Source organism: Calothrix sp. NIES-2098 (assembly GCF_963875125.1).
Taxonomy (GTDB): domain Bacteria; phylum Cyanobacteriota; class Cyanobacteriia; order Cyanobacteriales; family Nostocaceae; genus Aulosira.
This window is the reverse complement of sequence record NZ_CAWNKJ010000001.1, coordinates 3,807,086-3,830,682: the sequence shown is the minus strand read 5'-3', so window position 1 is coordinate 3,830,682 and position 23,597 is coordinate 3,807,086. Positions and strand designations below refer to the sequence as shown.

Below are 23,597 nucleotides of genomic sequence, written 5' to 3'. Positions count from 1 at the left end.
CCAGAATTCCCAGCAGAATTGCTGATCCTTCTCTATAGTTAATGATGCGTAATACCAATTTAATATTAAGACGACGTTTTTTTGACAATCAAGCCGTTGAGTTATTCTTACAATGTGCTGCACTTAACCGCACGATCTAGTTAGGTAAGCCTGACAGTGACAAAGTTGAAGACTAATTACTATTCCAGTCATCGATTAGTATGTCTTTTTCTGGGTTTAAACTTTTTGAAATTTTATTAATATTGAAAATTAACATTTTACTAGTTTATTTGTATTTATTTTAAAATAAAACTGAGTTACCTTGGGGATTCATAGTGAGACTTTATCTTGAGAGTAGCCACTTTGTATCTCCCTTGATTAAACCTAGAAATTAAACTATTTCAAAGCTTGTTGTAATTGCTCAGGATTCAAAGATTTTACTAAACTTAAAGGTAGTGGTTGCTGATTAATAGTACTGGTATAATCTGCGCTGAGGTAAGAAATATACCTTGGTTGTTGGGCTACATAAGTTTTAAAAAAAGGAATGCTTAAAGCTTTAACATAACTACGAGCTAATTCAGGACTAGAACCGATTACTTGTGTAGGAACTGGCACAACTGCATTTGATGATTCTACGATAGTCGAAAAGTGGGTGCCACCATTAATTAATACTAAATATTTATTGGGAGTAGTCAACCAAGTAAATGGTTTAATTTGTTCTGGTAAAGCAGGGGCTACGGTATCATTACTACCAGAGACAATCATCACTGGAATTTTAATTTGGCTGAGACTAGCTTGCCCAAAAATTTGGCTATCAACAGGATTAATGGCAATAATCGCCTTCACTCTAGGATCGGATAAATTATATTGTTTCTGCGGTAAACGTACAGCCAAGCACTGAAAGAATATTGAAAGATTGAGCGTATCTTCTGAGGCTGGGCAGTCTTTTTTTAGGTTTGTGAAATTAATTTTTGCTCCCGCTAATGCTAAAGCTGTATAGCCACCATATGATTGTCCAACCACACCAATCTGGTCTAAATTTAAATGTCTCCTAAATACTGGGTTAGATTGTGATAACCGAGAGAGTTCATCTAATAGATATTTCACATCTAAAGGTCGATCGATAAATTCTCTAGAGTTAGTAACTCTATCTGCTGTTCCTGACAATAATGCTTGTAACTGCTGAGAATTGCTACCGGGATGTTCAGGAACAGCAACCACAAAACCATAAGAAGCAAGATGTTCAGCTAAATATGCAAAACTATTTCTGTCAGAACCTAATCCGTGGGAAATGACAATCACCGGAGAAGGTGTTTGTGTCATTGGTAAGTAAATATCAGCAGGAAAAGTTCGGTTACGTGATACATCATTGAGTGTGATAGTTTGCTTTTGCCAAGTAAAACTACCTGGTTGTCTGAGGTTGATTAATGGTGCAACATTCAACGCAGAAACAGTGGTTGCTTGTTGTTGAGATTGTTGGTTAATGAATGCTACTGCTGTTTGAGTTTGATTGACTAAATCTTGTAATGTATCAACAATTTCTAAACTTCTTGCCAAATTAATAGAAATTGATTGAGCAGGAAATCTTTTTAATACATCTAAAAGGGTAAAACCTTTTGGATCTGTGGCTGCCGCTAAAATCAGCGCTGCACGTATTGCATAGAAGCCTGATAAACGAGACTCTGTTTGAATAATTCTTCCTAAATTGGTTAACAGTCGTTCGCCGATGGGCGTGTAAAGAAACTGGGAAATTTCTGTAGCATTTAAAGAAATTGGAGTTACCAATACTTTTCGTAATTGTGTTAGTTGTTTTTTATTTACAGAATTTGTATAGGCAGCTAAATCTTCATCTATTTTACCTGTTTTAGCATAAGCATCAAGTGATTTAATGGGGATAGATTGTTCTAAAAGACCATAGGAAAAAGTTATACTCTCTGCACCTAAAGCCGGATAAATAGTGAACGTATGTAATAAACTAATGCCAAAACTACCCAAAGCTAATTGTATGCAAACAGCTTTCTTCCCTAGAAGATTACTAATTTTTTTACCGTTAAAATCATTGCTATAATTAGAATTTTTACCTCCATTGGATAGATACCAGTATTTATTAATTATCGTTGACATTGTACTAAAATTTCTTAACTGCGACTTCTTCATATTTATCAAGCTAAATTACATAGTAAACTGTTCGGAAAGCAAAAGTTCGTAGAGATTAACATCATCTTCTAGCAAACAGGCATGACCACTATCAGGTAAAATTTTGATTTGATGATGAGGAAAAATCTTAGCTAACCTTTGTGCCTCATCTGCTGAAGGTAAAAGTCGATCGGATTTACTGCCAACTATTAAGACAGGTTGAGTAATTTGAGCTAGTTTTTGCTGGTCAATATTAAATTCTCTCATTAGAGATAACCGCTGATTAGCTGTTGCTTGAGGTGCAGAACGGGTAGATTTTAAAAGTTCTTCTTTAGCAGGAAATGAAAGTTTATTTAAATGCGCTAGAAAAGGTAAAGATATCAAAGAAGAGAATTTATAAAAGAATTTTGGTGTTAAAGGAAATATAAGGGAACCTAGCGTTAACCAAGGGACACGAGAAAAAGAAGAAGCAGAATTAATTAAAATAACTCTTGTAAATAGTTGTGGAAATCTCTCTAAAATTTTCAGCGCCAAACAACCTCCAAATGATTCGCCACAAAGGTAAACAGATGAACGTGGTGCTTTTTCTAGTTCTAACTGAGTTAAAGCAGCTAATTGTTGTGTCATTTCATCCCAACCTTTTAAATTATCCGGTGGAATTACAAAACAACAGACATCAAAAGCAGTCTCTAAACCTGCTGTTTGAATATACATTAATTCTTTCCCAGTCTCATCCATTCCAGGAAGAAATATAAACAGGGGTTTGCGAGGATTAGAAGGCTGAATAGCTAAGAAATAAGAATGACTACGAACTTGAGATTGCATAGCTATAACTTCAAACAAAGACTCAAATAATTCCGAAATACTACTATTTTTTGTAATGATTATTCCATAAAAAAACTAAAAGTTTTGCAGTACAACCTCTTATGCTCAAAAGCAAAAACCATCAGCAAGTTGGGTAACTTGCTGATGTAAAATTTTGGATTTAAAACCCAATCTTGGGAAAAACTTTAAACATTAGCTAAAGCGGCTCCAGGTACTAATTCAACTTTCACCCAGCCTGGTTGCCGTTTGTCAAAAGCTTTATATGCATCAAGAACTGACATTAGCGGTTCGACTTGGGTTAAAACTTTTGTTGGGTCTACTGTGCCATTACGAACTAAATCCACCAAAGTAGGAATATATTTGCGGTGATTACAATTACCCATATTGATAGTGAGATTTTTGTTCATCGCCATACCAATAGGAAAGAAATTATGGCTGGGTGGGTAAACTCCAATAATCGAAAGCGTACCAGCTTTAGCTAAAGCTTCAACTGCCCATTCCAAAACTTGAGAAGGTGCATTACCGGGATGCCAATTGCCATTTTGCGGATTAGTTTTAGGTGCAATTTGTTGTAACTGCTGTTGAAATTGTTGTGCTTCTTTGCGTGCTTTTTCCGCAGCCGGGCCACTGTCAGGCGCATTCGCATCTACACCGACTGCATCAATGGCTCTATCTACACCAATTCCTCCTGTTAGTTCGCGAATGGCTTCAATTGGATCTTCGGCATTATAATCGATGACTTCTGCACCCAAATCACGTGCCATTTCTAAGCGTGAGGGAATTGTATCTACTGCTATAATTCGGCCTGCACCAAATAGCCTAGCACTAACGATCGCAAACTGTCCCACAGGGCCACAACCAAATATAGCTACTGTGTCTCCTGGTGTAATCTCTGCAATATCAGCACCAAAGTAAGCCGTTGGGAAGATGTCAGATAGGAGAATTGCTTGGTCGTCTGTGACTTCTTTTGGTAGCTTGACTAACCCCGCATTGGCATAAGGAATCCGCGCATATTCGGCTTGCAATCCATCAAAGGGGCCTGCTGCTTCTGGCCCGCCAAAAAAAGCTGTGCCAGCGTTATGTCCGTGGGGATTAGCATTGTCACATTGAGCGTGATAACCTGTGCGACAGTAAGAGCAGTAACCACAGGCAATAGTTGAAGGAACAACAACGCGATCGCCTACTTTAAAATTCCGCACATTGGAACCAATCTCTTCAATAATCCCAACACCTTCATGCCCTAAAATTGTGCCGGGTTTTATGCCTGTGAATGTTCCCCGAATCATGTGTAAATCTGTGCCACAAATTGCACTAGAAGTTAGCCGAATAATGGCATCTGTTGGTTCTTTAATTTTTGGTTCTGGGACATTATCTAAGCGAATATCTCCAATTCCGTGAAAGACGACTGCTTTCATTTTAAATACTCCTAATTTCTGAGTTTACCTTTCAAGAAATAACTGGTATCCGTTGAATTTAGCTAATACGAAATCTACTGAAATATTTATGCCACAGAGATGAAATATTTTGACCAAAATTAAACTTTTTAATGACTCATTCAATAAAAGATTGAGTTGATTTTGCCCTACATGGCATACGTACTTAGAGACTATAGTATCTATATCGCTATAGTTTCTTATCATCCTCTAGGAGGATATAAATTGTAGAGACTGTAGATGGTTAGATCGAGTGGAGAAAAGTTAAGCAATAGTACACTTGTTAACAAGATAGCGCTTGGCATGACAGGCTTTTCTACAAGAATCTTTGCAACGCCCTATCAGTTGCGATCGCTACTTTTCTAAGTTGTCAGTTACTAGCAGGAATTCAACAAAAGTGCAAATAAAATCTTCTTAAATATCTCTATCTCAAGGAATATATTATGTCTGAATATATAGATAAAATATACATATTTGAGGAAATTAGTTCTAAATAATAAATTTGAAATAAATTTGTCATATTGCTGTCACATTAGTTTTATTGAACCAACAGAATTTAAGTTAAAATTAGGCAATAACATATATTTAATTTATTTAGGTAATTTCAAATTGTTTTTGTAAAAGCAAAATAAAAATATAAAATTAAGGCTATCAAGTATTTAAATAGATTAATTTCTCTAAAAGTTGAGACAAAATATGCAAAATATCCACCCGATGTTTGTTCATTTTCCTTTAGCATTACTTTCTGTAGGTTTACTTTTTGATATTCTTGGTTATTTCCTGAAAAAGCAATCCTTATTTAGTGCTGGATGGTGGTGTTTTTCTTTAGGTGTTCTATCAGCCATTGTCACTGTATTTACAGGAATGCAAGCAGAACATACAGTTAGAGTTACTGGAGAAGCCCATGAAATTTTAGAGAATCACGAACATTTCCAAATAACTTCTACGGTAGTGTTTGTAGTATTGGGGATTTGGCGCAGTATCACCAGGGAAGGTATGCCAAAATTTGCCATTATTTATTTTGTCATTGCTGCGATCGCAGTCGGTGCAATTTTATACGGCTCTCACTATGGCGGAGAATTAGTGTATGAATACGGTGTGGGTACAGCCGTACAGCCGCCTACATAGAGAAGGAACAAAGCAGAAGAAATTTCTTTTAACCTGCTGCCTTGTCCCATACATTTAAACAAGCATTATTTAGCATTAATGCAATTACATCAAAAAGACTAACCTTACCTCAAACAGTAGGATTACTCCATACTTGGTGTCTCGTCAAATTGTACCATCATCAGGACAGCTGGCGCATCACCTACTGTTCCAGACAGATGACCCTTATGCCCTTGTGCGTCCTCTTTCGTTCCCTGGTCTCCTCCAAATGAAATTTCGCCAGGCCCCATCTCTACTCGCTGTCCGTCCATAGTTTCCACAAACCAGCGTCCTGATAGCGGTACAATCCACTGAGGCTTCGGGTTCTCATGCCAGTTTCCCACCCATCCTACTGGTAAAACAGTATACGTAATTGTGGCACCAGGCTGCTTCAATTTAGCCAGCCATTGAGGAGAGGTATCCGGTGCTATACCTTTGTGAATGAAATTCTCAATCTGACGACGGGACTGGTGACTTACACCGTCTTGGTCAGTCCAAACATACCAGTAGTCAATTGTCGGTTCGTGCGATTGATTATTCTGCATAAAAATTGCTCCTTTGGACTGGAGAAAATTTGATCCCAAATGTATGAGCAGGCGATCGCTATTATTGAATAATGCCTGGTTGTACTGGTCTAACTCTGACTTTACCTGTACAAGCATTAATTGTTTCTGGCAAAGTGAAATGGTGGTAGGCGTTTGGCGGCGTGATTTCAATCTTCACAGAGGTTGGACAAGACTGACCAACATCTCTAATGTGGTTGTAAGCAATATCGAATGAAGCTTGCCCATTTGGGGCTAAAGTTACTTGTTGTAGAGACTGCTGTTTTGCAGAATATGGGCTTGAAGAACGTATCACTTTCACGCCTTTTAGAGGCTGATTTTTAGAATCTAGCAACTCAAATCCCGGATAACCATAGAGGTTACAAGGTAATGAACTTTTATTAGTAAAAGCATAAATAATGGCGACATTTCCTGCACCAGCATTTGTAGATACTTTACGTACAGATAATTGTTCGGTTTGGCAACTTGGAGGATGAGAAGCAGAGTTAGTTTGAGGGCTAAAACGTTCTGTAGTCGCTGGCGTTGGTTGTTGTTTGGGGACTAAAGAAGAATTTACACAACCAGTTATCAGTGCTGTAAAAATTACGAATATACCGCCCCTATAAACTTTGAAGAAAAATTTGATTTTATGTCTCAAGATTACATCACTTCCTTAATTTTTTTACTAAGCAACCACCAATTTACCGGATAACTGGTTAAAAAGCCGCAGACCATTCCAATCTGCATCATGAACCAAAACACGGGATTGTTGGGAAAAATATCAATAGTAATAATCAAAGTGCAAATGCCAGATGTAACTAAGGAAATTATAGCCAGTCCATAAAGCCATTGGGGCATTTTTTGCTCTCCTATGATCTCAAAGTTATTCATTATCTATGAGAGCGAAATTATATAGATAAAACATCTAACTCAAGTGGGATAATCTAATAATTAATTCACCTAAAGTGAAATTAATTATTACAATTTCTTGGGTAGATTGAGTTGATAATTTGGTCTATTTATTTCTCCAATTCGATTCAGAGGCCAAAACCGCAGAATTGCTTTACCCACAATCTTATTACCAGGTACAAATCCCCAATAGTGACTGTCATAGCTATTATTGCGATTATCCCCAAGAACTAAGTAAGAACCAGCCGGAACTACCACAGGCCCCCACTGATAATCTGGTTTAGCTTCCAGGTAATTTTCTTTTAATGGTGTATCGTTTATGTATACCTTGCCATTCTTCACTGCTACTTTTTCCCCAGGTAAACCAATTACACGTTTAATAAAAGCGTCGTGAAAGTTTTCTGCTGTTAATGTTTGAGTGGGATTAAAAACAACAATATCGCCTCTTTTGGGAGTGCTAAAATCATAGCTAATTTTATCTATGATTAATTTATCATTGATTTGCAGTGTAGGCTCCATTGAACCAGAAGGAATATAACGGGCTTCGGCAACAAAACTACGAATTCCTAATGCTAAAACTAAACTCAAACTGATGGTTTTTAGTCCTTCTAACCAAAAACTATTTTTCCAAGCATAATTTTCTGCTTTGTCTTCTTCAAGATTACCCATAATTTTCTATCACTATAATAAAATATAGATATTTTTTGATGCTAAATCTTATCCACGTAGCACCATAGAGTTTTGAATTATTCTCTTGTGTCATGGTGACTGAGAAAGCAATTGCATAACTTTTAATTAAGAGTTAGCTGGCTTGTTACTATTTTTATTTACAAATAAATTACCAGCAGCATCATTCTGATAAACACAGTAAATATTCGGTGAACTCTCCAGTTTACCTGTGAAAGCAAAAGTATTTAAACTTTGCTTACATTCATTCATTTTTGTAGATGTCACCAGATTTTTTTGTTGAAGAACTGCCCAATCATTTTGACGCAAGACACATCCAGGCTGCATCTGTGGTTGTGTGACGTAGACTTTAAAAGGATTAAGAGTCACAAAAATGTGAGCATCTGTAACTATTGCGCTGGCTCCATACTGTACACAAAGATCTGCATTAGGTGCAGCAGTATCAATATAGTTGCTGCTGGCAACATTCTGTGGATTGGAATTAGCAACGCTACTGATGCTCACACCAATAACAATGCCTACCATAATAGCAGCCCCAACAATTGCAGCTATTAGTGTATTAAAGCGAAAATTAAATGTAGTTTTATCGGTAGATGATTGAGGTTTCTTGAACATAATTCAGTTCTTTGTCTTTGATTAAATGATGAACTGCAAGATTTTATCGGTTTTGAGCATGAATAAAACAAAGTTATATGTATAATTTTTGACAAATAATTTTGGATTTAACTTTATAAATTCAACTTAAAGCCCCATATTTTTAAGTTAAAGCTCTCATTTGACAAACTTGTGTCAAAGTATTTAAGAAAGATTGTCTACAAAAAGAGTAGGCACTACTGCCCACTCTACAACATCACTAACTTAGGTAGCTTTGAGCAGCTAACAGCTAATCAACTAACTGCAACTGTGTAATTACGCTCTTCCCATTTGTTACTATCAATCCACAAGAAAGTAAAGCTGATGAGCTTTTTTTGATTATCAGACACAGAAATATCTACAAAATTCACTCCTAGCTTTGTGGCAGTAGAAGGTGTATCTTGTGTAGTTTGCCAATTATCATCTGACCAGTGCAACTGAAAAGATTCTAAAGCTTGAATTCGCAATGTCTGGTCTTTTTTGACTTGCTTTATTTGGCGGTTAAACTTCCAAATTTCTAATGATTTACACGGCTTTCTTTCACCTAAATATCGATTAGCTACTTCTGGAATAAAATCAAAAACCTGACCGTTATGAGTTGATCGCAGCAGCTTGATATACTCGGCGTGCGCCCACATTAAAGGCATGGCTGAACCTGTGGGTTTTCCTAAATACATATGAACATCAGGTTTATCGGCTTCATCCCAAACTTGTTCTGGTAGCAAACAAGTGTCGGAAGCAAATCTTTCCATCGCTTTGATATATGTTTTGACATCGCCGCCAGCAGCTAATTCATAATGTCCTCGTTCTCCTGTTAAAAGAGGCCAAGCACGTCCTTTACCCCAACCAACATAAGGATCTCCATTTTCTTGCTGTCCATAACCATCGTGATTGTAACGATGCCAACAAGGCCCAACGGGTGTATCTACTTTTAAGACTGCATCAAGGACTTTGACAGAATCAACAATAATTGGATCGTTGGGTTTACGAATTCCGTAGCGCACTAATTGTAGAAAACCGCCATCGACAATTTCTTTTGCAGGAAATTCTGTTGGTTCCCCTGGTGGCTGACTGGCGATGAAAATAGTTCCTTGGTTTGGATTTTCGTTGGGTTGAGGATTATTAATATCTGTAGGAGTAATCCGAATATAATGCCGTTTGATTCCAGGAACTAGAGTGCCTTCAGTAGTTACTGTCCAGTCTTCAATGTGAGATTCTAAAAAATCTGCGTATTCTTCGATGAATTGCGCTGTTGCTTCATCACCAGTTTCACGCACAAATTGAGCCGCGCAGATTAAGCCAGCAATATTGGCTGCAAGTGTAGAAGGTGAATAACCGCTACATTCCTCCCAGCGTTCTTGTTGGGTAGCAGGGCCATGACGAATTAAATAACCCGCAGCCCGCAAAATCATGGGATAAATATCAAAGTTTAGTGGTACATTTTCCTGATGTAAAAGCCATGCTAAAAGAATAGGAAATGCTACTTCATCTAGTTGGATGCCTTTCCAGTAGGGTTCGCCATCAACCCAGAAGTTTTGCGCAAATCCGCCGTCTTCCTGTTGACTGGTAGCAAGATAAATGAGCGATCGCACTGCGGTATCAGTTTCCCCAGCGGCCACCAAACCTGCTACACTGCTCACCATATCCCGCGTCCAGACAAGGTGATATCCTCCTTGGTCTTGGTCGTCTTTAGCTTCACCCCAAGGTATAGCCATAGATGCAATTAAAGCACCAGGGTAAGTTTTATCTTCATGTGCCAACAATAGACTAACGCTGTTGTGATATAACTTACCTTGGTCATAGGAGACATTTTCTAACGGTTTGATGTCGCTGCGCGTAGACGCGGAGCGGCTTGTCGTTAGACATCGCTTCCACTGTTCTTTATATTGCTGCTTCTGCTCAGAGAAAGGAAGGTTCAGCGACTGAAACAGGGTGGAAATCGCATTGTGCAAGGTTGTACCAAATGCTAACCCTAAAATAAACTCATCACTAATATTCCAGTCTAGTTTTCCAGTTAAAGCCAGATTACCATCCTCGGCAGAGTCAAACTCCCAATCCATGTGAAAATCATCAGCTAAATCTGTCCAGCCATCGCTTTGACCGACATAGCCGCAGGAAAGACGAGTAAACGGGACTGTTGCGCCTAGTGCTAGCCAAGTCCCTCCTTTTTCTGCTACAAGAATATTTTTTCCAGCTACTTCTACTGCGTAACCATTATTACCTCTACCGCTAACTTCCAGATGCGGCGCACACAAAGCGTATAAATGAAGTTGGGAAATAAAATCCCACTCTCCAGCTAATTTAGTGTGCTGTAAAATACACGATAAATGCGGATCGGCAATTACTTCCTTAATCACGGCATAACGCCCTTGAGGATCGGAATTAGTGATGCGGTATCCTAAGCCATAAGTCCACAGATGTTCTACTTTCGATTCTAAATGGCGTTTCTCTTCGTGAAAAAAGCTTTTGCCATCAGAAATTAGATATTGCAAATCCCGAATTTGGGGTCTATCTACTGTCGGATGGTAAACTTCTGTCACCACACCATTCCAAATAGTAAACCAAACGCGACTGGAGGTAGAGTAGGCTGTTCCGACTGCATCTTTATTCGCATGAGTCCATCGTGGCTCAATACCAGGTGCGCCAAAAGCCTGTGCTTGACTAAGAATTTTCATGATTTAGCTTTGAGTAGCTTTTTGTTTATTTAACAGTCCTCAAACTCTAAAATGTTAATGTTGTTAATTCTAAAAAATACGTTATCTATTAATTTTTATTGTCAACTATTTATACATTTCAAGATTTAATAAATGAGTTAAAAATTCACTTTATTGATTATATTTCCTAATCAAATTATTGCTAAGAATGTGCCAAAAATAATCTAGGCATGGATTGTATTCTCGATCGCTATTGCTTTGATTCTGCTATCACTTTAGAAGTTTACTGTGGCGATCGCCTCCAACCATTGGGTGAATTAAAATTTCTACCCCAAGGTTTAGATAAATTTCATATCATTTTCATTATTGTATGAAATCCTTAAAAAAGCAGAAAACTCAATATCTTTCATTCTCTAATCTTGGTAATTATAAAAACTTTAATTATAACAGGACTTACGCAACTGGCACAATGCGATCGTTAGTTCATAGTACATAGGTATTAATTAAATCTGATTTTGAAAGCTTTGCCTTCGTAATAGAAGTCGCTGTCTTGGAAGTACTATCGAAATATTCGTGAGAAAATAGGTAGAGGTTATATTAGATAAATTTCGCTAAGGGTAATGAGATTTACTAAGCTTAATTACTGCCAATATTTATTAAGTAGTCAAATTAATTATACAATTACCAATTTGGCAGAGCATTTAGAGAGTATTAGTCATGACGCAATTAACTATTATTTGAAAACCGAAAAATTAACACCTCGTTTACTATGGGATAACGTGAAAGAGGTCGTTGAGTCTGATGAAAATGGTTACATCATATTTGATGATAGCGTTTTAGATAAAAAGTATTCTGAAGAAATAGAAATAGTCAGAAGACAATATAGTGGTAATGAGCATGGTGTCCTGAAAGGCATTGGTGTAGTTAGCTGCGTGTATGTCAACCCTACACTTCAAAGATTTTGGGTCATAGATTATCGAATTTTTAATCCTGATGTCGATGGGAAAACCAAGATAGACCATGTGAAAGATATGCTCCAAAACCTTGTGTATCATAAGCTTTTACCATTTGATACTGTTTTGATGGATACATGGTATGCGGTACACAGTTTAATGCTATATATTGATAGCTTAGACAAAATTTATTATTGCCCTTTAAAAAATAATCGTTTAGTTGATGATACATTTGGTCAAGAAAAATATAAACGGATTGAATTATTAGAATGGAACCAAGAAGAATTAGACTGTGGTAAAATCATAAAAATTAAAGGATTCCCAGCTAATAAAAAAGTGAAACTATTCCGGGTTACTGTTTCTACCAACAGAACGGATTATGTCGCCACTAACGATTTATCTCAAAGTTCCACGGATGTTGTACAACAGGTGTGTAAAATTCGTTGGAAAATAGAGGAGTTTCACAGGGAAATTAAACAACTAACTGGCATTGAATCTTGCCAGTGTCGGAAAGCTAGACTCCAAAGAAATCATATTGCTTGTGCAATGTTGGTTTGGGTTAGGTTAAAGAATTTAGCCTATAGAACTGGCAAAACTATCTATCAAATCAAGCATAACTTGCTTTCTAATTATTTAATTCAGCAACTGAAGCGCCCAAGTATTTTTATGTGCTTGGTTTGATTTATATTGTCGCGTGTCAGGGCTTTGCCCTGCCTGCTATTTGTGCCAATTGCGTAAGTCCTATATAAGTTAAGGTCAATCATTTATGAATACATTTAGTCGCGCTAATATAGTACAGGCACAAAGAATTCGAGCTATTGGCTTAACGGTAACAAACTGCGTAGACGCGGAGCGGCTTGTCGCTAGACATCGCTCTTTGAATTTCTATACACAAGCCCTCGGTTTTGAACTCGTTTCTGACATCACTGTTTCAGGACAGAATTATAGCGAATTAGAAGGTGTAGCTGGGGCAAACATTCGCATTGTCACCTTGCAATTAGGTGATGAACTCATTGAGTTGAGGGAATATCTCAACATTCACTCTCAACCCATACCCAGCGATTCTCAAAGTAATGACCTGTGGTTTCAACATCTAGCGATTGTGGTAAGTGATATGGATCGAGCCTATTCGCATTTGCGTTCATTTCCAATTGAATCAATTTCAGCTGCTCCCCAGACAATACCGCCTGATAATGAAGCCTCTGGTGGTGTCCGCGCCTTCAAATTTAAAGATCCTGATGGTCATGATTTAGAGTTAATTTGGTTTCCGCCTGATAAAGGACAAGATAAATGGCATCAAAACAGAGATAGCTTATTTTTAGGAATCGATCATAGTGCGATCGCAGTTTCTAACACTGAGCAGAGTCTACACTTTTACCGCGATCTTCTAGGAATGCAAATCGATAGCCGCAGTCTCAACTGGCGTGCAACTCAAGCGCGTATGGATAATTTACCAGGAGCAGAAGTCCAAATTACAGGACTGCGACCCGCTCAAGGTGGCGTAGGGATTGAGTTGTTAGACTATCTTGTACCCCCTAAAGGTCGTCCTATACCTAGTGATTGGAAAAGTTGCGATATTGCAACGGTGCAAGTCCAAATCATCGTTAACAACATTGAGCAGATTGTAGATAAGCTGCGTCAGCACGGAGTTCAGTTGGTTTCGCCCAAAATTGTGCAGTTTGCAGATAGCTCCCAGCCTTATCAGCAGGGTTGTTTAGTTAAAGATCCAGACGGACATACCATATTGCTGCTTACCCAATAGTGAAACCAGAGTCAGGAGATAACTATTGTGAGAGGTGCTAAAGGCTTTGATGTCTTCAAAGTTAGCTTGTTTTTGTATTTTGTAACCAATGCGATCGCAAACTAATTCGCATAAATCAAATTTGAAAAATCTTATCCTATAAGGCTGTATACCAGTCCAAACAGTACAATCAGAGTCACAATTACATAGAAAAAATCTCCTAATTGAACAAAAGCTAACAAAGAAAAAGCGACTCGTAAAACTGGAGTCGCAATCAGTAGCAGTAGCCCTAGTTGAATAAGACCTCGGTTACGACCTGATAATATTGATGTTTTTAATCCATTGGGAGTGCGAAACTCTGTCGGTTCCCCCCGAAAAAACTGGTAATTGGGAACCTCACCCCCGTGGCGAATTAAGTACAAAATTCCACCTAATAGAACCAAACCCGTGGCAAGTATCACCCCAATTCTTAAAAAGTTGCCGATAAACTGTTCAAAGCGCCGTTCGGATTTTGTATGCTTCTTAAAAGCCATTCTAAAGCCTCCCAGTTAGTCCTTTGTAGATCATTTCCAGGGCTAGAACGAAAATGACACCACTAAAAATATTTCGTAAAAGAGTTACTTTAGCTCCAATCAATAACCGCGCCCCTAAAACAGCACCAAACAGAACTCCCAACATTACTGGCATTGTTAATCCGGGATCGATGTAACCTCGATTAAGATAAATTCCAGCACTAGCCGCAGCTGTCACTCCAATCATGAAATTGCTAGTAGTTGTAGAAACTTTGAACGGAATACGCATAACTCGATCCATTGCCAGTACCTTGAGCGCGCCTGAACCAATACCCAACAAGCCAGAAAGTACACCAGCAGTAAACATTAATCCAAACCCCAAAGGAACACCACGCACGTTGTAAGACTCTTCTCCCGTTGGAGTTGGATATGTACTATTGAGCTTCAAGCGCGTTGCTAGCGGATCTGGTGGTAAATTATCTATGTTTTCAGAATGTTGTTGACGAGATAAGTAGGCACTGTAAAGTAAAACAATCCCAAACACAACAGCAATTGTTCCTGTAGAAATCTTCGCTGCCACCATTGCTCCAACTATTGCACCAAATGTTGTTGCCACTTCTAAGAACATCCCTAACCGCAGATTGGTGTAGCCTTCCTTCACGTAAGCAGATGCTGCTCCACTAGATGTAGCAATTACAGATACTAAAGAAGCACCGATCGCATAATGAATATCTACTCCACAAATTACAGATAAAAAAGGAACAATTACTACCCCGCCGCCTAAACCTGTCAAAGCTCCTAAAAACCCAGCAACTAGGGAGCCAAACCATACTAATAGTGAAAAATCTATAATATTCAAGGTTAATTCTCCATGATTGGGCTTTATACTTGAAACACAGATTATCTTGTTAGTTATTAGTTGAGCTTACTTTAGACTTGCTCATTAATCAAAGCAAACATTTGTGGTTATCAAAATAATAACAATTTAATAATATTGCATATTTAGTTATTCTAAAAATTTCAGATAAAATATATTATTTTACACATATATTCCACTTTTTTTCAAATTTATACAAGTCATTTAACTACTGTAGTTTTATCAATTTATAGTAGTTCATTCATCATGACTTCATTCCATAACCTGCTTATAACTTTGCTATAAACACCCGCTAACTTGTGTGTATTTTCTAAACATTTAACTATTAATAAATGTCATACTTTATTCATAAAAATGACAAGTGACGATCAAATACTTTTCATATTCTAGATAACGTGAATGTTGTAGCTTTGTACAGTAAATCAAAGAAAAATTAATGGATAACGCTTTAATTTGTCTAATTTTAGGCTTAATAGCAGGAACAGTCAGTGGAATTACCGGAATTGGTGGTGGTATAATTATTTTACCCGCCTTAATTTTTGTATTTGGTTTTTCTCAACACCAAGCTCAAGGAACAACATTAGCTTTACTTGTTCCTCCTATTGATATCTTGGCTGCATGGACTTATTACAAACAAGGCTATGTGGACATTAAGATAGCAACACTGCTTTGTCTAGGTTTTGTATTAGGTGGGTGGTTTGGAGCAAAAATAGGAACCGGATTATCTAATATAATTTTGGCGAGGATTTTTGGAGTCTTACTACTGGTAAGTGCTATTAGAGTCATATTTATGAATCCAGGCGATTCTAATTTATAATTATTTCTTCTGTTCAATAGCTTTTGCTATTATATTGGGGAATATTGACTGTAAAAATTGTTCCAACACCAACCTCACTTTCTACATAAATTTCTCCCTGATGCAGTTCAACACATTTTTTCCTCAGAAATAATATCCCCCACAGCAGTGCTGTTAAGGGATCAGAAGTCCAACAATGACGCCGGAAATAGTCAGATACAAGTCCAAGAAATAGAACGATCTCGTCAATTACTGTGATTAATATATTGAGTTCATCTAAGGCTCAGTAACCGATTGCGTGTGTAAGCGATTACTGTCCACAACAGCATCCATCTATAGAGGAAAATGATATTTATGTTCAAAGTTGAGATACAGTTTTGATCGTTGACGATTCACCGTCCAAATATCAAAGCATCTAAGGAATAAGCACCAGGGCCTAAAACTGCGATCGCAATTAACATAGCGCAGTACATCCACGCTTTTTCCCAGCTTGGCGGTTCACCTTTTCCTAAAGGGCCTTGATATTGATCGTTGGGAATTAAGTATGGGTCTTTGGCGACAAACGGCTTACCCTCCATCAGATGTAACAGAATCGCATATAATATAGATGCCAGAATCGGTAATGTCGCTAAGAGTGTGAGAAATCCCAAAATCAGGAATAATCCCCCACCCAACATTGACCAAGCTGATAAAAAACAAAGAAAAATAGGCGTTTTCAGAGAATCAGCCCACTGCCGCAGATGCGTTGCTTTAGGATAACCGTGTAGTATAAACAAGCCGCCGACACTAACTCTCAGCAGTAACAACGCCACACCTGGAAGCCCATCAGGATACAAATGATAGATTGAACTCAACAGGTATGGGCCTAGCTGTGGGTAATTAAATGCAGCTAGAAAAAAAGCGATCGCTACACCCAGCACAAATTTATAAATCATCGTTGCATACCACGGGTATTGAGGTTGATAGCATATAAGGAATGACCCGCCGTGATGAATAGGCGATCGCGTTCCTTCCCTCCGAAAGTGAGATTGGCGCATACTTCCGGTACGAGAATTTTCCCTAACCGAGTTCCATCAGGAGTGTATACCTGTACGCTATCTTCCGAACTTATAAAAACATTGCCATATTCATCAACCCGGAATCCATCAGGTTGTCCTGGTTCGATAACTGCAAACAGCCTTCCGTTTTTTGCCCATTGACCACCCACAACCTCGTAGACACGAACATGATGCGGCCCGCCAGGAATATTAAACGCAGCTGTATCGGAAACATACAGCAAATTTTCATCTGGACTGAAACACAGCCCGTTAGGGCGTACCATATCTGTGACTACAGGATAAATCTCACCTGTTACTGGGTCGAGGCGATATACGTAGCTTCCAGGTTGTTCCTGTTCGCCGCCGTATCCTTGGTTTGGCTCAGTGATACCATAAGGCGGATCGGTAAACCAAATTGTGCCATCGTTTTTGACAACCAAATCATTGGGACTATTAAGGCGTTTGCCTTGGTAGCGATCGACTAAAACCTTCCATTCACCATCATTTTCCCGGCGGATAATGGCACGCAATCCAGAGGAACAGGCAACAAGGCGACCCTCCAAATCTCGGTAATTACCACTTTGATAATCAGATGGATCGCGTAGGACTGTTACATTCTCAGTAGGACTCCAGCACAGCAGACGGTTGCCATGAGCATCACTCCATACCACACTGTCATCTTCGTGAAAGTAAACAGGGCCTTCACTATGAACTGCACCGTTGGTAAGTTTCTGAAGTGAAGCATCTATCGATACAAGAGCAAGCAGGCGATCGTCATAAATTTCAATTGCTTCAGCCATAGTAATCTCCTGTTATCTAACTTGGTGGCTGATAAAAAATCGCAAGTTCAAGTCAATAATAAATTGCTGTAAAACTTCACTATATTTTTGTTAGCAACTAGATTTTGTATAAATTTAATTCTGATTTTATTGATTTATGTTTACCTCAAACTAGAGGAATAAAATATTCTTATCTTAATATTTAAATGATTTATGATTACCTGGCTTAATAAGTCCTTAAATTAATTTGTTTCTACATAAATTTATTGCAATAGTTCGATCGTATATACAAAAAATGAAATTAAAATGAAATTCTTTACTAACTTTAGATAGAAAAAATCATAATACCTCAGGCAGAAGAATTAATAAAATCAAAGTTTTAGCCTAAAAATAAGAATCTATCTTTAGAGCTATTTGACATTTTCAAAGCTTCAAAACCAAATCAAAATATAGCTAAATTACTTTGCAGAAAGCAGCAGAGTGAGACTTTTTTACTCGTAATAAGTATGAAATTATGACGAGCATCACAGAGCGTTACGACATCATTATTATCGGTACAGGAGCAGGTGGCGGGACTTTGGCTCACTGCCTTGCCCCTACGGGTAAAAAAATCCTAGTGCTGGAACGAGGCGACTTTTTACCAAGAGAAAAAGATAACTGGAATCCACAGGAAGTTTATCAAAAACATCGTTATCATACCGATGAAGAATGGTATGACAAGGAAGGAAAAGCTTTTAAACCCCAAACAGGTTATTGGGTTGGTGGTAATACTAAACTTTACGGTGCAGCCTTAGTTCGATTACGAGAGCGAGATTTTGAAAAGGTAATTCATAAAGATGGGATTTCTCCAGAATGGCCTTTAAAATATCAAGACTTTGAGCCGTATTACACCCAGGCAGAAAAGTTGTATGACGTGCATGGAAAAGCAGGGGAAGATCCCACTGAGCCACCTCGTAGCGAACCATATCCTTATCCGCCTGTGAGTCATGAGTCGGATATGCAGTCGCTTGTTGATGGTATCCGCGAACTTGGATATTACCCATTTCATTTACCTATAGGATTAAAACTCAATGAAAGCGATCGCACAAATAGCCCCTGCATTCGCTGCGATACTTTTGATGGATATCCTTGCTTAGTACAAGCAAAAGCTGATGCAGATGTTAACGCCATTCGTCCGACTCGTGCAAAGTATGCCAATGTTACTCTTCTCACCAATGCTAAGGTGTTGCGACTGCATACTAGCGAGTCAGGACGAGAAGTTACAAAGGTAGAAACTGAAATTGCTGGAGAGAAGCATTGGTTTACAGGTGATATTGTGGTTGTTGCTTGTGGTTCTGTGAACTCAGCCGCTTTGCTGTTACGTTCTGCTAACGATAAGCATCCTAATGGATTGGCAAACAGTTCCGATCGAGTAGGGCGGAATTTCATGAAACAATCGGAAACAGCTATAGTTTCCATCCATTTAGACGTAAATCACGCTAAATTCCAAAAAACTATCGCCGTTAACGATTTTTACTGGGGAGAGCCTGATTTTCCCTATCCGATGGGTATGGTGCAGAATACAGGCAATGTGCTTGCTGATATGATACCCGCCGAGGCTCCGCCGCTGATGGCTCCATTTATCAAGCTGATTCCCCATTTTGAGCGCCATTTGCTGGCTGAAAGGTCGGTTGGCTGGTGGTTACAGACTGAAGATTTACCAGATCCGAATAATCGGATTCGTGTGGTGGGAGATCGGATTCATATTGACTATACGCCTAATAATATTGAAGCCAGCGATCGCTTAATCCACCGATGGACATCTATACTCAAGTCAATTCCTCGTTCTGCTAAACACGTCCTACCATTTAGTATTTATCCCCGCACTCACATACCAGAACAAGCAGTAGCCCATCAATGCGGTAGTTGTCGATTTGGTATAGATCCCAGAACCTCAGTCCTTGACCTCAACTGCCGTACCCATGATGTTGATAATCTTTACGTTGTAGATAGTAGTTTCTTTCCGTCAAATTCGGGCGTTAACCCGACGCTGACAATTATGGCCAATGCTTTGCGCGTAGGCGAGCGCATAGCTGAACGATTAAAGTAAAAAGCTATGAAACGCTTTGTTTTGTGGTTGCTGGTATACCTGAGTCCGAAAAACTCAAAATTCTAACTAAGGACAGACACATGAACAACGAAGAAAACTCTAATTCTAGCCAAGAACATGAAAATCCCATGTCCTCAAATGCTCATCCTATTGCAACAGGATTAGGAGCAGCTGGAGGTGGAATTGCCGGAGCCGCAATTGGTCGCTCTATCGGTGGTAAAGTTGGGGCGGCGATTGGTGGAGTTGCAGGTGCGATCGCAGGCAGCGTTGCAGCCAATGAATTAGCAGAATATGCGGAAGAATTTATTGAAGAACTCCAACCGACGGTAGGGTTAGGATTAGGAGCCGACCACAAACCAATTGAACTACCCCGTCATTACACTTGGGATGAATTACAAGCACTATCAAAACCCCAAGGTAATAGTAATTAAAAATCCAAAATCCGTCTTGAAAAGTTTGCACAACGGGGGGAACCCCCGCACGCAACTTTTCGCAAAATCTAAAATTGGTTATTTAACTATCAATACCTTTGCCAAATAGTTCATTTTTTGGCTTTATACGCATAGAAGCTATAACTTGTTTACAATTTCTTTAAAAATCTTGTTAAGAATTTCGTGATTAATGCTCTTGTGGTTTTTTACGATCAACACAGAAGCTGGACTAAACACTTAATAATAAGCGACACTTTACTAGAACATGGATTTCATCAACCAAGCACAAAAGTTAGTAGATACGGTTCGAGATAAAGTTCAAGAAGTGGCAACTAATACAGCAGACAGCATAGGAGAGATAGTTGATGGAATCAATAATAGTACTGTAGAGATTACCGCTTCAACTATTAATGCAGTTACTGATTTACAAAGATTGTCAGCTACAGCAACACAGCAAGGTTTTCAAACTGTACAAAATGTTAGCAAGACATTTGAAGCAGCTGCTATTGGCGTTACCACTTCAAGTACGGTTATAGCTGATGCATTGCAAAACTTGCCTTCGACAGCCACAGAATTAGCAGCAGAAATGCCTAAGATTGCCAATAGGTTGAGGTATCGTGCTGGTTTAAGAGTTGGTGACTCTCCTCGCTCGGGCTCCGATGTCATCAAACTTTTTGAGAAAATCCCTGGTACATCCAAGCTGGGAGCCAACGAACGAACTATTCGTCAATTTCTTAGTGATAAACATGGTAGTCATATTATCCCACGCTCGCAGGGCGGCTCAAATGGGGCTGACAATATCCTTTGGGAAGTAGGTGTTGATAATCTCCGTCGCGGCGCACAAGTCATGACTGTTGGCGAGCAGTTTTATATTCGGGTTTATAATGCAGTAGATTCTATTGTCAGCAATTCGGGAACAATTGCTAAACTTGGTATTACTGCAACGGGAACTGCCATTCTCACCCAGGTAATAGTGACAGCGATTTCATATTCTTTGGATCTTTACCGAGGCGACATCACTGTTGAAGAGTACAAAACTTTAATTTTAGAAGCAGCAAAAACAGCAGGCATTGCTGCACCAATTGTTTTTTTAGTCTTAGTAGCTGTGTTGGCTCTATTCCCAGAATTTACAGTCATATTGTCAGCACCAGTGGTAATTGCAGGTTTCAATGCCTTATTTGGTATGAGTATTGCTTTACCGATAGTTCAATCGTTGGTTCGGCATACCCAAGCTGGTGGTTTTGGCAATGAAGCTGCTCAAACTTACAAGGGTTTGTTTGGTGATTCTGCACCTGCTTGATTTACAAAAATACTTTGTGGGGTAATAATCAAGCATTCACGCAGTGTGCCGTAGGTATCGCTCTTCACAAAGTATCATTTATCCAACCACAATCTAAGTTTGAGCAATCCCAATACACACAATTGATATCATATTTGTCAATTGCAGCCCTCTAAACTTAAGCGATTCAAGTAAGCTAAATTGCTTTATGCTTTTGGCATCGTAGAGTAAACCGACTGACGTTGATGCAATACCTCAAACCATTGACTCAATTTAGGAAACTCTTGCTGCCAATTATTGCCAAATCTTAGGCTGTAATAACCCAACCCTGATATCGCTGCAACATCAACAGCACTCAGAGTTTCATTGAATAGGTAGGCTGATACCGTCAACTGTTGCTCAAAAACACCTAAAACGCGATGAATGCTGGACTGATATTTAGCTTGGGTGCCAAAATCAGCTTGATTTCCTTTACGGGTTTCGTACCACAATCCCACAACATTGTCTATCAAACTGTCTGCTAACTCTTCCCCCTGACGACAGCACAAACGCTCAATGCGATCGCCTGGATAAAAACTCGGCTGAGGATAAGTCTCGTCTAGATACTCCACAATCAGCGTTGAATCCCAAAAAACCAGGCCATTCTCATCCACCAATACGGGAACTTTCCCAATGGGAGATAAACTGAGAAATTCTGGAGTTTTATTGTTAATGTCTGTTTCTTTGAGTTCGCAAGGTAGCTGCTTCTCTGCCAAGATAATTCTCACTTTACGAGCGTAAGGCGATCGCTGCGTATAGTATAAGATTCGCACCATATCGCTGCTATAAATTCAGTATTGTGATTTCCTATTTTAAATCTAATAAAGTAGGGTTCGTAAACTGTTACCGAAATCGGATAATTTACGCGATGCAATCGAGACAGTTATCAACCAAGCAACGTTCTAATCAATATGGCCACAACTATAATAAATAAGCGATCTTGCTCAGTGTACTTACGACACCACACAAACAATTAATGCTTTTCTAGGATGCAAAAGAGCGCTTTGGGAAGGGGATCGAGTGTTCCATGATAGACTGTTTGTTTAGCCAAACGCAGATCAAATCGTTCTTTGAATATCTGCTGAATCTCCTCTGGGGTAAAGCGGTAAGGGCCTTGTTCCCGTATTTCCAGGTGACTAAAACATTTCAGTAACAGGTAGCCCTTCGGCTTTAACAAGTTCGCAACTGTTTGTACATATGTACCATAGCTTTGGGGTGGCAGAACGTGGAAGCATCCTCTGTCGAGAATCAAGTCAAAAGATTGTTCCAGATGGCTGTTGAGAATGTCATCTTGCCGAAACGAAATTTCCAATCCCTTTTGGTTTGCTTTTGCTGCTGCTTGACGAATGGCAGCCTCTGACAAATCTGTCGCCATCACCTGAAAGCCTCGTTCAGCTAGCGCGATCGCTTGGGTTCCCGGCCCTGTTCCCAAATCCAGCACTGAACCATTGTTTATTTCAAGGGTGAGGAGGGCTGATTCGACATCTGGATCTAAGCTAGAGTTGAACCAGGGCATGGTTTCAACAGCTTGTTCTTGATAAAGCGTTTCCCAATTGGGAAATTCTCGTTCAGTCATCATTAGTTACCTTTTATATTTATATTAGCTTTCTCCTTAGGCTTCAGTGAAAGCTGCAAAAGTAGAGATTTAAAAATGAAAATAAACTGCTTCAGATATATACCCAGAAGCAATATAAAGCTCTGGAATAGTGTGAGGTAATTTAATAATTTGTAATTAAAGAGTATTAGATTTAGAGGTTATTTATAAAGTAAATATTAAGTAGGGTCTGTTACAGCTAATTATCACTCTCTTCAGTTCCAAAATATTTATTTGCACAGCCGTAACACACCATCTTTCTCAGTGCGTTAAGCGTTGCTATAACGCAAGGCCAGGCGCTACAACGGAGGAAACCTCCGCAACGCACTCGCTCCTCTACAATTTAAGTTTTACTTTATAAATCGTCTCTAAGAGAATATCTTAACTTAAGAAGTGTGTGATGGTGACTTTGTTTAGAAAGTTTTTATTATTAATTAAGTTAAAATAAACTAATAAAGCTTAAACATGAAAATACTATCTTTTAACCTTATCTTTACTTTATTACCGTTTTAATAATTTATATATT

At 38.8% G+C, this 23,597-nt stretch carries 23 protein-coding genes; 8 read left to right on the top strand and 15 right to left on the bottom strand.

From position 1 onward, the window contains the following. Nucleotides 1–375: 375 nt before the first annotated feature. The 3 genes from AACU33_RS16040 to AACU33_RS16030 all read right to left on the bottom strand — a co-directional run bounded on the left by AACU33_RS16040 (nucleotide 376) and on the right by AACU33_RS16030 (nucleotide 4,355). Nucleotides 376–2,103: an alpha/beta fold hydrolase gene (locus AACU33_RS16040; protein ID WP_096589627.1), complete on the bottom strand. Its 1,728-nt coding sequence runs from the start codon at nucleotides 2,101–2,103 to the stop codon at nucleotides 376–378. A gap of 48 nt (nucleotides 2,104–2,151) precedes the next feature. Continuing rightward, nucleotides 2,152–2,940 (bottom strand): alpha/beta fold hydrolase, encoded by a 789-nt coding sequence (locus AACU33_RS16035; protein WP_096589626.1) that lies wholly within the window; start codon nucleotides 2,938–2,940, stop codon nucleotides 2,152–2,154. Nucleotides 2,941–3,125: 185 nt separating this feature from the next. Beyond that, nucleotides 3,126–4,355: a zinc-dependent alcohol dehydrogenase gene (locus AACU33_RS16030; RefSeq protein WP_096589625.1), complete on the bottom strand. Its 1,230-nt coding sequence runs from the start codon at nucleotides 4,353–4,355 to the stop codon at nucleotides 3,126–3,128. A gap of 714 nt (nucleotides 4,356–5,069) precedes the next feature. Between AACU33_RS16030 and AACU33_RS16025 the strand changes: the two genes are divergently transcribed. Next, a complete protein-coding gene (locus tag AACU33_RS16025) occupies nucleotides 5,070–5,501 on the top strand; it encodes a DUF2231 domain-containing protein (protein ID WP_096589624.1) in 432 nt (143 codons plus the stop codon). Nucleotides 5,502–5,623: 122 nt separating this feature from the next. Here AACU33_RS16025 and AACU33_RS16020 read toward each other — a convergent pair whose 3' ends face one another. The 6 genes from AACU33_RS16020 to AACU33_RS15995 form a co-directional block, all read right to left on the bottom strand. Beyond that, nucleotides 5,624–6,064, bottom strand: coding sequence for a cupin (locus tag AACU33_RS16020; RefSeq protein WP_096589623.1), 441 nt, complete (start codon nucleotides 6,062–6,064; stop codon nucleotides 5,624–5,626). 61 nt (nucleotides 6,065–6,125) lie between these two features. After that, entirely contained in the window at nucleotides 6,126–6,719 is a 594-nt protein-coding gene (locus tag AACU33_RS16015) for a DUF4232 domain-containing protein (protein ID WP_339376064.1), read from the bottom strand. A 2-nt stretch (nucleotides 6,720–6,721) separates the two neighbouring features. Further along, on the bottom strand, nucleotides 6,722–6,919 hold the full coding sequence (locus tag AACU33_RS16010) for a DUF4396 domain-containing protein (RefSeq protein WP_339376063.1): 198 nt from the start codon (nucleotides 6,917–6,919) through the stop codon (nucleotides 6,722–6,724). 120 nt (nucleotides 6,920–7,039) lie between these two features. Continuing rightward, nucleotides 7,040–7,639 (bottom strand): signal peptidase I, encoded by a 600-nt coding sequence (gene lepB / locus AACU33_RS16005; RefSeq protein WP_096589620.1) that lies wholly within the window; start codon nucleotides 7,637–7,639, stop codon nucleotides 7,040–7,042. 126 nt (nucleotides 7,640–7,765) lie between these two features. Further along, nucleotides 7,766–8,272: a DUF3172 domain-containing protein gene (locus tag AACU33_RS16000; RefSeq protein WP_096589619.1), complete on the bottom strand. Its 507-nt coding sequence runs from the start codon at nucleotides 8,270–8,272 to the stop codon at nucleotides 7,766–7,768. A gap of 272 nt (nucleotides 8,273–8,544) precedes the next feature. After that, nucleotides 8,545–10,965 carry a glycoside hydrolase family 15 protein gene (locus AACU33_RS15995; protein ID WP_096589618.1) on the bottom strand — a complete coding sequence of 807 codons (2,421 nt, stop codon included), beginning with the start codon at nucleotides 10,963–10,965 and terminating at the stop codon, nucleotides 8,545–8,547. A gap of 209 nt (nucleotides 10,966–11,174) precedes the next feature. Between AACU33_RS15995 and AACU33_RS15990 the strand changes: the two genes are divergently transcribed. The 3 genes from AACU33_RS15990 (at nucleotide 11,175) to AACU33_RS15980 (ending at nucleotide 13,659) form a co-directional block, all read left to right on the top strand. Next, a complete protein-coding gene (locus AACU33_RS15990; RefSeq protein WP_339376062.1) occupies nucleotides 11,175–11,318 on the top strand; it encodes a hypothetical protein in 144 nt (47 codons plus the stop codon). Nucleotides 11,319–11,564: 246 nt separating this feature from the next. Beyond that, complete coding sequence (locus AACU33_RS15985) at nucleotides 11,565–12,578, top strand: IS701 family transposase (RefSeq protein ID WP_096586464.1); 1,014 nt, start codon at nucleotides 11,565–11,567, stop codon at nucleotides 12,576–12,578. 85 nt (nucleotides 12,579–12,663) lie between these two features. Continuing rightward, the gene (locus tag AACU33_RS15980) at nucleotides 12,664–13,659 is read left to right on the top strand and encodes a VOC family protein (RefSeq protein ID WP_096589617.1); all 996 of its coding nucleotides are present in this window, start codon (nucleotides 12,664–12,666) and stop codon (nucleotides 13,657–13,659) included. Between the two features lie 131 nt (nucleotides 13,660–13,790). Here AACU33_RS15980 and AACU33_RS15975 read toward each other — a convergent pair whose 3' ends face one another. Together AACU33_RS15975 and AACU33_RS15970 are read right to left on the bottom strand one after the other, a co-directional pair. Further along, entirely contained in the window at nucleotides 13,791–14,171 is a 381-nt protein-coding gene (locus AACU33_RS15975; RefSeq protein ID WP_096589616.1) for a DUF1634 domain-containing protein, read from the bottom strand. A gap of 1 nt (nucleotide 14,172) precedes the next feature. Beyond that, on the bottom strand, nucleotides 14,173–15,009 hold the full coding sequence (locus AACU33_RS15970) for a sulfite exporter TauE/SafE family protein (RefSeq protein ID WP_339376061.1): 837 nt from the start codon (nucleotides 15,007–15,009) through the stop codon (nucleotides 14,173–14,175). A gap of 454 nt (nucleotides 15,010–15,463) precedes the next feature. Here AACU33_RS15970 and AACU33_RS15965 point away from each other — a divergent pair, with 454 nt between their 5' ends. Beyond that, complete coding sequence (locus tag AACU33_RS15965) at nucleotides 15,464–15,844, top strand: sulfite exporter TauE/SafE family protein (protein ID WP_096589614.1); 381 nt, start codon at nucleotides 15,464–15,466, stop codon at nucleotides 15,842–15,844. 371 nt (nucleotides 15,845–16,215) lie between these two features. Here the strand turns inward: AACU33_RS15965 and AACU33_RS15960 are convergent, their stop codons facing one another. Further along, complete coding sequence (locus AACU33_RS15960) at nucleotides 16,216–16,758, bottom strand: DoxX family protein (protein ID WP_096589613.1); 543 nt, start codon at nucleotides 16,756–16,758, stop codon at nucleotides 16,216–16,218. After that, nucleotides 16,755–17,660, bottom strand: a complete 906-nt coding sequence (locus AACU33_RS15955; protein ID WP_096589612.1) for an SMP-30/gluconolactonase/LRE family protein — start codon at nucleotides 17,658–17,660, stop codon at nucleotides 16,755–16,757. The genes AACU33_RS15960 and AACU33_RS15955 overlap by 4 nt, the downstream gene beginning before the upstream one ends. Nucleotides 17,661–18,153: 493 nt before the next feature. Here AACU33_RS15955 and AACU33_RS15950 point away from each other — a divergent pair, with 493 nt between their 5' ends. From AACU33_RS15950 to AACU33_RS15940, 3 genes are all read left to right on the top strand, one after another. Continuing rightward, the gene (locus AACU33_RS15950; protein ID WP_096589611.1) at nucleotides 18,154–19,728 is read left to right on the top strand and encodes a GMC oxidoreductase; all 1,575 of its coding nucleotides are present in this window, start codon (nucleotides 18,154–18,156) and stop codon (nucleotides 19,726–19,728) included. A gap of 80 nt (nucleotides 19,729–19,808) precedes the next feature. Beyond that, entirely contained in the window at nucleotides 19,809–20,159 is a 351-nt protein-coding gene (locus AACU33_RS15945) for a hypothetical protein (protein WP_096589610.1), read from the top strand. A gap of 265 nt (nucleotides 20,160–20,424) precedes the next feature. Beyond that, nucleotides 20,425–21,459 (top strand): HNH endonuclease, encoded by a 1,035-nt coding sequence (locus tag AACU33_RS15940; RefSeq protein ID WP_096589609.1) that lies wholly within the window; start codon nucleotides 20,425–20,427, stop codon nucleotides 21,457–21,459. Between the two features lie 185 nt (nucleotides 21,460–21,644). On the opposite strand, the gene AACU33_RS15935 is transcribed toward AACU33_RS15940, so the two are convergent. Then, a complete protein-coding gene (locus AACU33_RS15935; protein ID WP_096589608.1) occupies nucleotides 21,645–22,253 on the bottom strand; it encodes a glutathione S-transferase family protein in 609 nt (202 codons plus the stop codon). A 197-nt stretch (nucleotides 22,254–22,450) separates the two neighbouring features. Continuing rightward, complete coding sequence (locus tag AACU33_RS15930) at nucleotides 22,451–23,056, bottom strand: methyltransferase domain-containing protein (RefSeq protein WP_096589607.1); 606 nt, start codon at nucleotides 23,054–23,056, stop codon at nucleotides 22,451–22,453. Between the last annotated feature and the right edge of the window lie 541 nt (nucleotides 23,057–23,597).

Bases quoted from the DNA above. Each gene is read 5' to 3' on its own strand.
- lepB (WP_096589620.1), bottom strand. From the start codon at position 7,639: ATGGGTAATCTTGAAGAAGACAAAGCAGAAAATTATGCTTGGAAAAAT.
- AACU33_RS16020 (WP_096589623.1), bottom strand. From the start codon at position 6,064: ATGCAGAATAATCAATCGCACGAACCGACAATTGACTACTGGTATGTT.
- AACU33_RS15955 (WP_096589612.1), bottom strand. From the start codon at position 17,660: ATGGCTGAAGCAATTGAAATTTATGACGATCGCCTGCTTGCTCTTGTA.
- AACU33_RS16035 (WP_096589626.1), bottom strand. From the start codon at position 2,940: ATGCAATCTCAAGTTCGTAGTCATTCTTATTTCTTAGCTATTCAGCCT.
- AACU33_RS16010 (WP_339376063.1), bottom strand. From the start codon at position 6,919: ATGCCCCAATGGCTTTATGGACTGGCTATAATTTCCTTAGTTACATCT.
- AACU33_RS15980 (WP_096589617.1), top strand. From the start codon at position 12,664: ATGAATACATTTAGTCGCGCTAATATAGTACAGGCACAAAGAATTCGA.
- AACU33_RS15960 (WP_096589613.1), bottom strand. From the start codon at position 16,758: ATGATTTATAAATTTGTGCTGGGTGTAGCGATCGCTTTTTTTCTAGCT.
- AACU33_RS15965 (WP_096589614.1), top strand. From the start codon at position 15,464: ATGGATAACGCTTTAATTTGTCTAATTTTAGGCTTAATAGCAGGAACA.
- AACU33_RS16030 (WP_096589625.1), bottom strand. From the start codon at position 4,355: ATGAAAGCAGTCGTCTTTCACGGAATTGGAGATATTCGCTTAGATAAT.
- AACU33_RS15945 (WP_096589610.1), top strand. From the start codon at position 19,809: ATGAACAACGAAGAAAACTCTAATTCTAGCCAAGAACATGAAAATCCC.
- AACU33_RS15995 (WP_096589618.1), bottom strand. From the start codon at position 10,965: ATGAAAATTCTTAGTCAAGCACAGGCTTTTGGCGCACCTGGTATTGAG.
- AACU33_RS16025 (WP_096589624.1), top strand. From the start codon at position 5,070: ATGCAAAATATCCACCCGATGTTTGTTCATTTTCCTTTAGCATTACTT.
- AACU33_RS15940 (WP_096589609.1), top strand. From the start codon at position 20,425: ATGGATTTCATCAACCAAGCACAAAAGTTAGTAGATACGGTTCGAGAT.
- AACU33_RS15975 (WP_096589616.1), bottom strand. From the start codon at position 14,171: ATGGCTTTTAAGAAGCATACAAAATCCGAACGGCGCTTTGAACAGTTT.
- AACU33_RS16040 (WP_096589627.1), bottom strand. From the start codon at position 2,103: ATGTCAACGATAATTAATAAATACTGGTATCTATCCAATGGAGGTAAA.
- AACU33_RS15990 (WP_339376062.1), top strand. From the start codon at position 11,175: ATGGATTGTATTCTCGATCGCTATTGCTTTGATTCTGCTATCACTTTA.
- AACU33_RS16000 (WP_096589619.1), bottom strand. From the start codon at position 8,272: ATGTTCAAGAAACCTCAATCATCTACCGATAAAACTACATTTAATTTT.
- AACU33_RS15930 (WP_096589607.1), bottom strand. From the start codon at position 23,056: ATGATGACTGAACGAGAATTTCCCAATTGGGAAACGCTTTATCAAGAA.
- AACU33_RS15935 (WP_096589608.1), bottom strand. From the start codon at position 22,253: ATGGTGCGAATCTTATACTATACGCAGCGATCGCCTTACGCTCGTAAA.
- AACU33_RS15950 (WP_096589611.1), top strand. From the start codon at position 18,154: ATGACGAGCATCACAGAGCGTTACGACATCATTATTATCGGTACAGGA.
- AACU33_RS15985 (WP_096586464.1), top strand. From the start codon at position 11,565: ATGAGATTTACTAAGCTTAATTACTGCCAATATTTATTAAGTAGTCAA.